Genomic DNA, 13,364 nt, shown 5'->3' with positions numbered 1-13,364 from the left:
TCTTCAGCTAATGCACCTGTTAGTTTACTAAGAAACGTGCTCTCATACTAACGGGGAATTCGGCCATTAAAAATGAATTAGTAAGCCATTTCAATAACTTTTTTGATATGGTCCTCATTTGCTTCTATTTCTACTTTCTTACTAAGATACTTATTAAGTCTAAGGAATTCTGGTAATATACTTACCATCTTTTTCATTATTTCATTGGAATTACGACAACAATCCCAACTTTGAAGAAGAGATAATTGCCATTGGTTTAACTTACTTCTCTTGCCCTCAATTTTTGACCAAATTCCATAAGAGCTATCTAAATGTTCTTCCATTTCCATATACCAACCAGATACCATCAGCCAACGTATTCTGTCCAAATTAGATAGAGCATAATATATTTCATCCCTCATAACAGCTCGGTAAGTTTCGTGTATGAAAGCAAGAAGCTTTCCTCTCCAAAACTCAACTTCTTCCGATGAAGGTTTATAAACTAGATTTGATGATTCTTTTATTACATTACTAATAATATTAGTGGGGTCATAAAGAACTTTAAGTCCTTTTAACCAGATAGAAGGTACAATTTCGTTAGGTGAATGATACCAGCTATCAACTTTAACAAAGCAATCATAATGAGTAACAACAACGGGTGAAGAAGGATTAAAGTCTTCGTAAAATAAAACTTCTCCCCATTTTTTAGCTCTATTCCTTTTATCTTTGATAAAATCTGCTTTATTTTCAGAAGTCACTATAGTGTGTAAATCAATATCTGAATAATTATCAATGTACCCTTTTGCTAATGAGCCACCAAGATAAATAGCCAGCACATTTGAATCTGTTTTTAAATCATTTAATACGTTCTTCAAAATAACATCACGATGTTTTGGCAAAGATTCATCTCTTTCTAAATGTTTACTTACAAATCCCACTCACAAAAACCATCTCCTTTATCAAACTCTTTAAAGTTACTTATATTCCACATATAATGGGAAATTCCTTGTTGAACTATCCTGCCCCGTTAGTTCATTAAAAAAAGGTTGCCGCAGCAACCCTCCCTAATTAAACTAAGCCTCCGCTAATTCCAAAAAAACTGAAAGTTATAGATGTATGCTTGTTTAATTTATCTTCTTTTTATCCTTACTGTATACATTAATTTTGTATGAATCATTTTTAACCAATGGTTGCATTTCTTTAGAATTTAAATATTTTTTAAGGACCTTTTCGATATTATCACCATGTTCCTTTGAATCAGGATCTGAGCTATTTAAAGACGTCCATATATCAATCCTAGGTTCTGGGTTGATGGAATATCCAGTCAACGTAACTTTATAATCCCTTTTACCAATTAATTCATCAGTAATGGAATCTAGAATCGTCATCCATCTTTTGTCTCGATCTCTTTTATCCATGTCTACTTTATTAATTTTGACTGAGTATTTCTCCTTTGTTGTTTTCTGCAGTATATTATTAATTTCTTTTTTAATTTCATCTGTATTTGTTTCGGTGTCCGGTAGGGCTATTTCTATTGTCTTATTGGGATTCACACCATACTGTAAGATGTGATACTTTTCAAAAACTTTATCAAGAGCCCTCGAAAGTACCATATCCTTCTTATACTTTTTTTCTAGCTCTTCAATGTGTTTCTTTTCTTCTTCGCTATAAGGAACATCCACGTTTTTTTCTATTTTAACTTTATAAGCATCATAATTGTTTGATTGTAATATATCCTTCACAATACCTTCAATTTCACCTTTAACACTTTTATAATATTGATTAGAACCCTCAACAGTTATAGTTATCGTTTTATTGGGATAGTTAATATTAGGACCACTAAATTTGTAGCCCCTCTCGCTTAATTCTTCATTAATATTAGTACCAACCGGTTTTTTATTAATAATTGAGTTTAAGAATGGAATTTTTGAGACCACTTCTGCCATTGCAGGAGAGATGAAAGCTGAGCCAATAAATAAACTAAATAATATGACCAATGCGATACCAAAGTATGTTAACTTCCTGATCCAACTTACTTTTTTGATACGAGTTACTCGGATTGGGTTCTTATTTTTCTCTTGGAATTCCAATTTTTCAATACTAGTAATGATTCGTTTTTTCAGTTCTTGTTTTTGTGTTGTTTTCCACATTAGATCGGCATTTAACTTCTTTAAGGAACTATCAAAATCAGTATCTTCATATTGTTTTTTCATCCAAATAACCCTCCTTTATTAATTGTTTTTTCAATGCTGGAATAGCTCTAAAAAGAGTCGATTTAACTTTACTCTCAGACCAACTCAATATCTTTGCTGTATCCCCAATAGAAAAACCCTTGATTTTTCTTAAAACGATCACCTTTCGATATGTATCTTTGATTTCCCCTAAGGCTTTATATAGTTCAGATGATTCCTCTTTTATTCGAATAATTTCTTCAGGCAATGAGTTATTGTCCTTATTGTCCTTTTGCAAAAGAAATACTTCTTTAAAGAACTTGCTGGGTTTACGTTTTCTTAAAAAATCAACCGTTAAATTGTGAGCGATACTGTATAGCCATGTTTTTTCACTGGAATGCTGATTAAATGAATTATGATATAAATACGCTTTTACAAAGGTATCATGGGTCAAATCCTCTGCTTGTTGATAATCCTTAACCATCAATAAAATAAAGCTTAAAATGGATTCACTATGTTGGTCATACCAATCTGTAATTTCTTCTTTTCTGTACTCTGACAAGTTACCAACCCTCCTTTTCTTGAATGTTCAATACTTAGACGTATTAGCTAAATAAAAGTTGTGTTTTTGCATTAAAAAAATCTCTAAAAGTTTAGATTAGAGATTTTTTTGTTCTTTTATATGTTCATATCAGTTGTCTTAGAAATAAGGTAAAAAGCATGCTCCAAGCTCATGTTTTCCTCCTTAAAATAAGTTCCTCGTTAGATCTAATATTAGTATTCCTTATTGAACTATCCTGCCCCGATAGTTCATTAAGAAAAGGTTGCCTTAAAGGCAGATCCGATCCTTATTTCACAATCTGTTTTTGTCCAAAATGATATTTTCCTTTTTAACTATTACTTTAAACATTAGTTTCTTAAGGAAAAAAATTATTGTATTATGTACAGCAAAAAGTTGCCTTTTTTGCAGCATCTTCGGGAATAAACACTTTATTATCCTTTATTTTGTATGGGATATCATTTTCCTTTAATTTTTTTGTGTCAACATTCTCAACAGTATCTCCCCATTGTACATATTCTCCAGAATAGTTTTTTTGACAACCACAAATTATTGTTAAAATAGTAATTAACATAAAATACCTCATAAGTACCTTCATTATTTTAACTCCTTTAGACTTTTTCCGAATTTCATATCTGATCCACCCGTTAGCTAAAAATCCAATTTATTTATCATTATCTAAATCATCATCAAGAAAAGACTTTTTATCTTCTTTAATTCCATACTTATTTTCAAGAAATTGACCAATTATTGAACTGTTTATTCCTTTCCTTACTGCTGTTTCGATAACTATATATAGAATAAATAACCCAACAAAGCCGTAAAAAATTGAAAGTATAATACCCATAATTTTAGCTCTCCTAATAAAATTCATTAATTTAATGTTACCATAAATTAGTAATAATGGTTTGGCTTTTAACATAGCTCTTCTTCAAGTATCCTGCCCCGATAGTTGCATAAGAAACTTCTATGGCGGCCCCTGAGCTTCAGCTAACGCACCCTGTTAGCTGAAGAACTAGGATATTTCAGTTTTTCTTTTGTAAGAAGATAGAATCCCAAAACCAATAAATAGCTGCTGCTGCAAAACTAAAACAGTAATATATTTGGGTTTTAACTAAATATGTAGGTTCAACTCTAAATAACATTACATTAAATAAAAATACTGCTACAAAAGAAAGTACCGTGTAAATTAAAAGATAAAACACATTAAATTTTCTCGGGCGTTTATTAAATATAATTTGCAATGGTACTGCAAAAAGTAAATATGGTATAACAACATAAAAAGAATAAATAATAACAGGCAATAACTGCAACCAAGAGGGTTCTCCACTAAATAAAATTATAAAAACAGAAAAAGAGATACAAGACAAGAATAGATTAAAAAAATAATTAGTATTACATCGCTAATTTTCGATACTTTTTCACTTAATTTCCAAATCTCCAATTTTGCTCAACCTTCCCAAATGTCATGTTAATTTATTCCATAATAATATCATTTCTTCAACTATTCTACCCCGTTAGTGCCATAAGAAAAAGGCAGCCTAAGCAACCTGCCTTTTTGTATAGTTGACACAAACTGTGCAATAGGAGGAGAAAGTCTCTCCCTCAGATATGAGTTTTAATTTCACTTAATCACTGCCTTAATTTATTTTAAATTCTATGTATATAACTCTTAACAATATCAAAACCTATGACTAGCAACACATTACATTCATAGGAGCTGACAACATGGCTAGAAATAACAACAGTAATCAATTTGTAGTTAATGGTGCAGAGCAAGCTCTAGAACAAATGAAATACGAAATCGCTAGTGAATTCGGTGTTACACTTGGCGCTGATACAACATCTCGTGCAAACGGATCTGTTGGTGGAGAAATTACAAAACGTTTAGTGCAAATGGCTGAACAGCAATTAGGCGGAAGCACTCGTTAATCGAAATCATATGTATTGTTAGGGATAGTGATTGGACTATCCCTATTTATAATTCTCCAAACCTCAAAAAAGAAACAGAAACATTAGTTGCTGTTATTTTACTATGTCGCAGTACGAATACACTACGCTTAATCAACTAACCTGCCCCGATAGTTCCATAAGAAAAGCTGCCTTTTAAGACAGCTCTGATCCTAAGCTAACGAACCGTTAGTTCATTAACTTTTCATACGATAAAATTACAATTCCACATATTACGGATAATCCCAAAAAGGATAATACATAAAAATGAGGAGGCGTACCTCCCCCAAACACTACCTCGTTTTGAAGGGTTACTACTTTATCCCATGCACTCTCAATATCTGGTTTATAGTTTTTTGTTTTTATATAACCGACTAACATCATAACGACTAAATAGATTACATGAATTGAAATTGAACCTATAATTGCTTGAAGAACCATCTTCATATTAACTCTCCCTTTTTACTCATTTTACCATATTTAACGACAGGTGTTCTTGAACTAAACTGCCCCTTTAGTTCCATAAGAAAAAGCTGCCTTAAAGACAGCTCCAATCTTCAGCTAACGCACCCGTTAGCCATCCATGAATCGCAAAAATCGGCGATTCACCACAAAGAATGAAAATGGTTAGGAAGTGTCAATACTGATACTGACCTTAATCCAGTCAACCTCTATAGACTAATTATTTAAAAGCTCTCCTCTTTTTTTTAAACGATTGAGCAGGGTTTTCTTAAGTATTGTCATTTTTCATTTTTAAAGAAACTTATTTTCATGGTAGTTTAAGTACAATCATTCACAATCTCTATTAACTTCTCTAAAATTTTTAAGTTATGTACTAAAACTATACTTTGGCATCGTATAAAGTATAGAGGTTATTTCAAGTAAAATAAAACTGCCAAGTTGATTTTTAAAATCACTTATTTATTGAGTTCATTAGTTGGAAGAAGTATTCAGGTTTGTGAGTCTTATTTAGGTTATACCACGAGTGTAATGTATCTGGTGCAAATACATCTAATTTTTTCAGTACTTCCATCGCAAATTCCAAAGGAGCTACTCCTGATGCAGTAACCAAATTTTCACCCGTTACTACAGGTTCCATCTCATAAAAATTTTCTCCTTTATAATTAGGACAGACTATTTTAATATACTCTAAGCTATTGCTTGTATGCTTTCTAGAATCTAGATATCCCATATTCGCTAGTCCCTCAGTAGCACCACAAATAGCAACAACAATAGTGCCAAGCTTTAAAGCCTCGCCAATTTTTTTCAAGATAGGTTGATGAATAGCTTCTCCCCAAGTATTCCCTCCAGGTAGAATTACAAGATCTTTACTATCAAAGTTACATTCATCAAGAGAAATATCTGGTTTTATACTCAGTCCCCCCATCGTAGTAATAATTTCTTTATTCGCTCCTACTGTAATTACTTTTAAAGGTGCTAAATCTTTTTTGAAATATCTTCCTGAATTTAGTTCAGCAATTAAATATCCATATTCCCAGTCTGACATTGTATTAAATACATATAGATAAACTTTTTTTATTTTCATCTACTAACACTCCAATCATAATTTTCATAGTTTATTTTTTCCACATCAAAAGCTACTCCACCAAAAAAAGAACGTACGTTCCTTTTAATGCAATTATATTCCACAATTAACCAATAGTCAATTTCTTATGGAACTATCCTGCCCCGTTAGTGCCATAAGAACTAAACCACTGATACACAGGGGCGCTACTTCCTGAAATTACAATTATGTTAACTAGTTTTGTATCGAGTATGCAATAAAATATTAATAAGGTAAGAATTCATTTATGGATTTATGTGGTAAAATACAACAAATAAAGAAAGGGTATTGTGCATTTTCATTTGTTGAAATTGGACATCCCTTATAAAAAGGAGAAAATTAGATGTCTAAAAAAATATTAATTACTTTTTTATTAATGTTATTGATACTATCAGCTTGTGGCTCAAAAACACAAAATTCTACTACTGAGATTGTTAATTCACAAGCTGAAACAGTTAAGAACGACGATAAAATATTTTTGAGCAAACATATTGATGATACAGGTGTTAAGGCGGCAATTAAACTAGGACATGGCCAAGTGCTTGATCAAACATTTTATGATAAAAAACATGACATAAAAGTGCATTTTAACAGGGTGTTGACGGATGAAAAGGAAACAAAACTGTTACTGACCTATCAAAGTGAAAAAACAAATTTAAAAAAACATTATATCGACATTTTTGAGGGTGTAAGTTCAATCTACTTGATTGTTGGAGATGAACGAAAGAAGTTAGACAATGTGGGATGGGGAAGTAATTATTACGATAATAAAGAAAACAAGATGGCTGAAGCCTTATCCTTTGAATCAATCAAAAAATATGAAGGCCAAGACATTCGTTTAGAAATCGAAAATTTGACCATTTGGAATGACAGTGGGAGGGACAGTGTACAAACGACATGGCCACTCGATTTTAAACTCGATCAATCAGCCGTCTCAAAAAGAGAAACCGTAGAAATAAATAGAGAATTCACGCTTGAAAACGAAACATACAAGATTAAGCAGATAGAGTATTCAGCATTTGAAACAAGAGTAGTTGTTACTGGATCTGACACAAAACTCCTAAAAGATGAAAGTGGAATGCAATACAGAGTTATGAGCAAATTAGAAGATAAATTTCTTAATGCAAGGAAAGTTGATAAAGAATACGGTTATATCGTTGATGATAAAAAATCTGGTGTATTCTTGAAATCTGCTGGTGAAAAAGTTGATCCAGTTTTTAGTAAGGGGGAAGTAGAGGGCGCAGAGGACGAATATATTATGATTTTTGCTCCGGTTAAGTATCGCCAAGATAGTATTCTAGAAGTTGGTGATGATATTAAAATACCATTAACTAAATAGGCACTGAGAAGGGGTCTTCGATTTGAAGATCCTTTTTTCAATGCTTATGTTAACTATTCTCTTACATGTAAGATTACTGTATTACACCAATTATTACAGTTAGTAGAGGCTTAAAATCACCCTTTAAATTATTTCAAAGTTAAAAAACACGATTAGCTATTTGCTAGTCATCTCTTTCACTTTAGCGTAAATAGTGGAACGTGGAACGCCAGTCATTTTAGCTATATCATTAACGCTTAAACCGTTAGATTCTCTTTTATCATACAGATTTAACGCCTTCTTAACGTCCTTCTTGTCCCTAGTTCCATAAGAAAAGAACTGCCTTAAAGACAGCTCCGATCTTCAGCTAACGCACCCGTTAGTTTAAGTGAAATCTTCACAAACTTTTTTATCTTAGGCTTTGTTAAATAGTATTGTTTTTCAGGTATAAAATATTGGAACATCCGATTTGGACGTTCCCTTTCTTATTCCATTAAAGCCCCCCTATAATGGAATAACTGTAAAGCTAATTAAGCTTTTTAAAAGCTGCGTTTCGCTGCCCAATCACCTTGCATTTTACTAAGGAGGACAATTTGCCCAATATGATATGCGTTGTGCATTGCTAAACTCTTCAGTTCAAGCACTAATGGATTATCTCCTGGAATCTGTCTATACAAATCTTCATGTTCTGATTTTGCTAGTATTTTTCCAAGTTCACGATGAACATAAAAGTATTCTTGTTTTGTTTCCTTCCAATTTTCTAACGTCTCAGTTGGTAATCGAAATGTAGAGTCATTATTTTCTGCCTGTGGTTCATTCGCTGTTTCACCAAGAAATCGCATCAGATATCTCTTTTCAAAGAAAAGTAAATGACAAACTAATTCCCAAATGGAATTCATTGCCCCATCAGCTGGTCTCCAAATTGCCTGTTCAAAAGTGATGTCCTCTAGCACTTTTTCAAGTGGTGGAAACCAGTCTTCTTCATCTAGGCAACTTGCCCATTGTTGTAACAAAAGTGTCTTTACATCCATTTTCTATTCCCTCCAATTTAATAGATTGAATTTATTATTGCTTACCTTACAATAGATTCGCATCAGTTAAAGAGTATTCCTCTAGACAGAATATCTTTTATTACTTGTTCCATTATTTCACCTTCTAAAAGATCAGGTTATCGTATTAATTATTGTTCAACTATTCTGCCCCGTTAGCCTTATAACAAAAAGGCTACATTGCCTGCTCCTCCTATATTCATTCAGGTTCAACAGTAAAGCTTTTTACTGGCTTTACTATGACTTCTTCAATTGTAAAATTAGGAGAATCATATTTAAGATATATATGTCCTTTCCTTACGTATTCCTCGGCTTCCTCAATGGTTTTAAATCGTTTAGCATAACCATCACCAGAGCACCTGTCCGGATAGCCTGTTGAACGTAAATCCTCATAAATATAGTATTTGAATTTATTTAAGTAATTGGACACTATGTACATTAAAAATCCTCCTTAAATTCCGCAATTTATTTACCATAAAAATCCAATTTCTTTCTTCAACTATCCTGCCCCGTTAGCTCCATAAGAAAAAGAGCTGCCAAAGCAACTCCCTTATTGAAGTAATGCACCTTCTTCAACTCTTGCACCTTTTAGTTGAACAAGAAATTCAATCTTTTTTCTTTATGTAGAAGAAAAAAATCATAATTAATAACCAAAAACTCCATACCTCAAAAACACCCGATGAAGACCACATTTCACTTATCCCCGGAGTATTAAAAGTAATATACGTAAGAATAAATGAAACTACAACCAACAATATTTTTAATTTCACTTTTTACACCTACCCCAAAAGTCTGCTTTTAATATATTACATTTTATAGTATTCACTCTAATATTTACTAAAATCAATAAAATAATTTTATGGAACTAAACTGCCCCTTTAGTTCCATAAGAAAAAGCTGCCTTAAAGACAGCTCCGATCTTGCTGATATTTCAACATGGTCTAAATAGTGTTTTATTCATTAAGTAAAACAGACAATTAATGAAAAGATTATAGCTAATATTGCATCTTGTCTCGTAGTTGTTCTTATCAGTGGCATCCAGCTTATCTTACCCATTTGGCTAACAAGCCTTGCAATAATAAAAAAGATAACAAAAAAACTTAAAAACGTTCCAACCATAATATCACCTTGCTTCATTTTTCTTTTATTGTAATATTCATATTCAACTATACTGCCCCTTTAGTGCCATAAGAAAAAGGCTGCCTCAGAAACCTCTCTTATTATAGTGAAAAACTCTAATCCTTTTTACTTTCTATATTATGTAATTGAGCGACTATAAACAAAAGTAATACAACAATCATACCAACCATAGCCGCAATACCAGCGTGATATCCGGAAAAAATTTCATTTCCTTCAAAAAGGCTAACTATGCCAATGCCACCTATCCCTCCAATGAGTAACAAGAACAACATCACTGTAAATTTCCACACATCAAATTCCCCCAAAAATACACAATTACAATTTAAAGCTAACACGTTTAGTTGAAGAAAAATATTGCTTATAGAAAATATATTAATCCAGTAATACCCAAAGAGATTACACCTATGAGGCCTGAGAAGAATGCTATTTTCGTTCTAAAATTCCTATGCCCTTCTGATTCAGAATGAAAATTAGCTCTTTGCTGTTGCCCACCCGTCCAAGCTCCAATAAAAATACCAGAAATAATAATGCCAACTACTCCGATTATAAGAAAAAACTTAAACATGAATAAATCCCCTTTTTTTCTTTTTTATTACATAATATACCATGAATTTCATTGCATTTCTTGGTGAACTAACCTGCCCCGTTAGTTCCATAATAAAAAGCTGCCTTAGAGACAGCTCCGATCTTCAGCTAACGCACCTCAACAAGAACCTCAACTAATTGTATTCGAATGATCCTTTTTCCCAATCAAATAATAAACCAAATACCCTAATACATTAAATATAGCAAATACAATTATCCAACCAATGTTTAATCTTCTATGATGATAAGCATTAATGGTTGCCCAAATGGTAAATAACACCCAATAAACCACCAGACCAATGGACAATAAACCATAAGTTAAGCGATCGAAGTTTGAAATTTCCATTTCAACAGACCAATCTGATTCTTTATTATTAAATCCAGTATTGAAATGATTCAATATTGGATTCGTTTCTTCAAAAAATTCAAAATCTGAATTGGAAATATTAGAAGTTACTTTTACACCATAAATAAACTTATTATCCTCTACACTTGCAGTCATAATTTCTTTTGCATCATTAGATATAGTTGTTTGAGTACCTAAACTACTAAGTATTTCATTACCTATGTTTTCAATGTTTTTATAGTGCTGATATTCAAATAAACCTAACGATAGGAAACCTATTATTCCAAGCAATAAGAATGTAAAAGCTATATAAAGCACCCTTTTAGCAAATGTTTTTTGTGCCTGAAACAATTGACTGACAACAGAACGAATCTCATTTTCTCCTCCAAATCGTTCGATAGCAATTTCAATGGCCTCTTGTTCTGACTTACCTTCTGACTTCAATTCATATACAGCTTCTAACAAATGATTTTTCATTTCTGCTTTCAATTCTTTTATTTCTTTTCGATTCCCAGTAGCATTCAAATAAACTGAATCCACAAATACCTCAATTTGTTTCAATTTTTTCTCCCCCTTCCAAAAATGTATCGATTAATTTTTTTACAAATTTCCATTCCGAACGCTTTTCTTCAAATCCTTCTTCACCCATTGATGTCAGTTTGTAATATTTTCTTCTACCTCCTGGTCCTTGCTCATCCCCCCAGTAAGAAGAAATCCATTTATTTTTTTCCAAACGCTTTAATGACAAGTAAAGTGTGCCTTCTTTAAGTTCAAATTGATTTTCACTCTTTTCTCGAACGAACTTAGCAATTTCATAGCCATACATATCTCTGTTAAGTAAAAGCGAAAGGATAAGTGTGTCTATATGTCCTTTTAACACCTCTTTATTAATTTCCAAATTTGCCACCTCCTGGTATCTATATATTTTATTTTATATTACTTAATAATGCAAGGTATGCATCAGAAAAAAACAAGTAGTTCTTAATGAACTATCCTGCCCCGATAGTTTATTAAGAACAAAATAAAAAGGACCCTTGGTCCTTAAAAATACTTTCTATACAAGTCTCTCCGCATTGCACCACTTAGATATGCATAAATTTTTGTGGTTTCACTTTTTTCATGACCCATTAAATTTTGAATCACTTCTAGAGGGGCTCCATTATTCAATAAATTTGTGGCGTAACTATGTCTAAGTTGGTGGGGATGAATGCTCTTTTTAATGTCCGTTCTCTTTGCTACCAGTTTTATAATGTTTCTCGCTTGAGAAATACTCATTCGGTGGGGTGCACGTGTAGTCACAAATTGTGCTTCCTCCTGATCTTTTCGCTCATTTAAATATCGCTTCAACCATATTTCACAACGAGTATTGAAATATACTTCTCGTTCTTTATGTCCTTTACCTAATACGATTGCTGATTGATTAGAGAAATTGATTGAGGCCCTATCTAGAGTTATTGCTTCACCAATTCTGCACCCTGTTGAATACATAAACTCAAATAAAGCATTTTCGAATGGTGTATGACAAGCTTCCCGCAAATGTTCAATTTCCTCTTCAGACAAGTATTTTGGAACCCTTAATTCTAATTTTGGTTCCTTGATTTTGGAAGCAGGATTTCCGTTAATTAAATTTTCATCCTGAGCCCATCTAAATAAAGATTTAATAAATCGAATTCTGTGACCCAGACTGGATGGATTATCAATACTCATACGCCTGTTTGGCCTTCTTTCCGTAATAAACAAACAGGGATCCTCATCATCTCGCTCATCTAGATACCTTTTTATCCAAATGGAGCAACGAGTATTAAAGTACACTTCCCTTTCTTTATCACCTTTCCCATGTACAATGACTGAATTCGTAGAGAAATTAATATCATCACGATTTAATTTTACAACTTCCCCAATACGGCATCCGGTCGAATACATAAACTCAAACAGCGCATTCTCCATCGTTGTATGACAAGCCTCTCTTAGATGTTCTATCTCTAGTTCTGAAAGGAACTTTGGAATTCTTTTACCTAATTTCGGCTCTTTTAATTTAGAAGCAGGATTTTTAGGGATATAGCCTTCTTCATGTGTCCATTTGAATAGTGATTTAATGCAACGAACCCTATGCCCTAAACTAGATGGCTTTAAGTGATCCCCTACCTGTATTAGATATTCTTTTAGTTTCTCAGTAGTAATTTCACTCATGTCAATATCAACAAAAAATCGTAACAAGAGATTATATTGAAAACAATATGTTTTTAATGTAAGTGGTGAATTTCCCTCAATTTTTTTATCTTGTTGATACTTTTTCCACGCTTCTGATAATAACATGACTCTTTCACTTTCCTACTATTTAAATCTATTAATCTAGATTCTATTATGTTCAAAGAGAGGAATTTTCATACACAAGTTATTCAACAATCGCAGACAAATAACTAATTACTAAACTATGAGAAACCTTGAAACACAAAGAAAAGGACCCTTTCTTTACTTAGGAAGAGCGCCCTATTGCGGAATAACTCATTAAAGAGTGCTGCTCCGTGTATTCCTCTTTTCTGACGAATATTGCACCTGTTAGTTCAATAACCCTTCATGTGAACGATTTCAATCATGGGCAACATTTATGAATGGCTACTGAAGCTACCCCACCACAAACAATAATAAGTGCTTTTCCCATTCTAATCTCCTAACTAAATAGATTTTGTAAATGAAAGAGGG

At 32.6% G+C, this 13,364-nt stretch carries 15 protein-coding genes and 4 pseudogenes; 2 read left to right on the top strand and 17 right to left on the bottom strand.

Annotation, left to right across the window (positions count from 1 at the left end; all coding sequences use genetic code 11):
* Positions 1 to 77: 77 nt before the first annotated feature.
* The 6 genes and pseudogenes from NYE65_RS21150 to NYE65_RS27315 form a co-directional block, all read right to left on the bottom strand.
* Entirely contained in the window at positions 78 to 917 is an 840-nt protein-coding gene (locus NYE65_RS21150; protein ID WP_340861576.1) for an aminoglycoside 6-adenylyltransferase, read from the bottom strand.
* Between the two features lie 186 nt (positions 918 to 1,103).
* Positions 1,104 to 2,192, bottom strand: a complete 1,089-nt coding sequence (locus tag NYE65_RS21145) for a DUF4030 domain-containing protein (protein ID WP_340861575.1) — start codon at positions 2,190 to 2,192, stop codon at positions 1,104 to 1,106.
* A complete protein-coding gene (locus NYE65_RS21140) occupies positions 2,176 to 2,712 on the bottom strand; it encodes an RNA polymerase sigma factor (protein WP_340861574.1) in 537 nt (178 codons plus the stop codon). Before NYE65_RS21140 ends, NYE65_RS21145 begins: the two co-directional genes overlap by 17 nt.
* A 376-nt stretch (positions 2,713 to 3,088) precedes the next feature.
* A complete protein-coding gene (locus NYE65_RS21135) occupies positions 3,089 to 3,307 on the bottom strand; it encodes a hypothetical protein (RefSeq protein ID WP_340860592.1) in 219 nt (72 codons plus the stop codon).
* 66 nt (positions 3,308 to 3,373) lie between these two features.
* Positions 3,374 to 3,556: a hypothetical protein gene (locus tag NYE65_RS21130; RefSeq protein ID WP_317779271.1), complete on the bottom strand. Its 183-nt coding sequence runs from the start codon at positions 3,554 to 3,556 to the stop codon at positions 3,374 to 3,376.
* A 178-nt stretch (positions 3,557 to 3,734) separates the two neighbouring features.
* Positions 3,735 to 4,085 (bottom strand): annotated as a pseudogene (locus tag NYE65_RS27315) (UPF0715 family protein); the annotation flags it as partial.
* A gap of 352 nt (positions 4,086 to 4,437) precedes the next feature.
* On the opposite strand from NYE65_RS27315, the gene NYE65_RS21125 reads away from it, so the two are divergent.
* On the top strand, positions 4,438 to 4,641 hold the full coding sequence (locus NYE65_RS21125; protein WP_340861573.1) for an alpha/beta-type small acid-soluble spore protein: 204 nt from the start codon (positions 4,438 to 4,440) through the stop codon (positions 4,639 to 4,641).
* Between the two features lie 207 nt (positions 4,642 to 4,848).
* On the opposite strand, the gene NYE65_RS21120 is transcribed toward NYE65_RS21125, so the two are convergent.
* Both NYE65_RS21120 and NYE65_RS21115 read right to left on the bottom strand, forming a co-directional pair.
* Positions 4,849 to 5,106: a hypothetical protein gene (locus NYE65_RS21120; protein WP_340861572.1), complete on the bottom strand. Its 258-nt coding sequence runs from the start codon at positions 5,104 to 5,106 to the stop codon at positions 4,849 to 4,851.
* A gap of 466 nt (positions 5,107 to 5,572) precedes the next feature.
* Positions 5,573 to 6,205: a type 1 glutamine amidotransferase family protein gene (locus tag NYE65_RS21115; protein WP_340861571.1), complete on the bottom strand. Its 633-nt coding sequence runs from the start codon at positions 6,203 to 6,205 to the stop codon at positions 5,573 to 5,575.
* A gap of 361 nt (positions 6,206 to 6,566) precedes the next feature.
* On the opposite strand from NYE65_RS21115, the gene NYE65_RS21110 reads away from it, so the two are divergent.
* Positions 6,567 to 7,562, top strand: coding sequence for a hypothetical protein (locus NYE65_RS21110; protein WP_340861570.1), 996 nt, complete (start codon positions 6,567 to 6,569; stop codon positions 7,560 to 7,562).
* A 156-nt stretch (positions 7,563 to 7,718) separates the two neighbouring features.
* On the opposite strand, the pseudogene NYE65_RS21105 reads toward NYE65_RS21110, so the two are convergent.
* The 9 genes and pseudogenes from NYE65_RS21105 to NYE65_RS21065 form a co-directional block, all read right to left on the bottom strand.
* Positions 7,719 to 7,862, bottom strand: a pseudogene (locus NYE65_RS21105) (helix-turn-helix domain-containing protein); the annotation flags it as partial.
* 218 nt (positions 7,863 to 8,080) lie between these two features.
* Complete coding sequence (locus tag NYE65_RS21100; RefSeq protein ID WP_340861569.1) at positions 8,081 to 8,572, bottom strand: DinB family protein; 492 nt, start codon at positions 8,570 to 8,572, stop codon at positions 8,081 to 8,083.
* 217 nt (positions 8,573 to 8,789) lie between these two features.
* Complete coding sequence (locus NYE65_RS21095) at positions 8,790 to 9,029, bottom strand: hypothetical protein (RefSeq protein WP_340861568.1); 240 nt, start codon at positions 9,027 to 9,029, stop codon at positions 8,790 to 8,792.
* 796 nt (positions 9,030 to 9,825) lie between these two features.
* On the bottom strand, positions 9,826 to 10,020 hold the full coding sequence (locus NYE65_RS21090) for a hypothetical protein (protein WP_054399314.1): 195 nt from the start codon (positions 10,018 to 10,020) through the stop codon (positions 9,826 to 9,828).
* Positions 10,021 to 10,088: 68 nt separating this feature from the next.
* Positions 10,089 to 10,295, bottom strand: a complete 207-nt coding sequence (locus NYE65_RS21085; RefSeq protein WP_034306256.1) for a DUF5316 family protein — start codon at positions 10,293 to 10,295, stop codon at positions 10,089 to 10,091.
* 150 nt (positions 10,296 to 10,445) lie between these two features.
* Positions 10,446 to 11,222: a permease prefix domain 1-containing protein gene (locus NYE65_RS21080; protein ID WP_340861567.1), complete on the bottom strand. Its 777-nt coding sequence runs from the start codon at positions 11,220 to 11,222 to the stop codon at positions 10,446 to 10,448.
* Positions 11,209 to 11,559: a PadR family transcriptional regulator gene (locus NYE65_RS21075; protein ID WP_328177584.1), complete on the bottom strand. Its 351-nt coding sequence runs from the start codon at positions 11,557 to 11,559 to the stop codon at positions 11,209 to 11,211. Before NYE65_RS21075 ends, NYE65_RS21080 begins: the two co-directional genes overlap by 14 nt.
* Before the next feature lie 143 nt (positions 11,560 to 11,702).
* Positions 11,703 to 12,353, bottom strand: a pseudogene (locus NYE65_RS21070) (tyrosine-type recombinase/integrase); the annotation flags it as partial.
* A pseudogene (locus NYE65_RS21065) lies at positions 12,354 to 12,977 on the bottom strand (tyrosine-type recombinase/integrase); the annotation flags it as partial.
* Between the last annotated feature and the right edge of the window lie 387 nt (positions 12,978 to 13,364).

It is taken from the genome of Peribacillus sp. FSL R5-0717, from assembly GCF_038002945.1.
GTDB lineage: Bacteria > Bacillota > Bacilli > Bacillales > DSM-1321 > Peribacillus > Peribacillus frigoritolerans.
The sequence above is the reverse complement of the archived record's forward strand: the minus strand, read 5'-3'. Positions and strand labels throughout refer to the sequence as shown.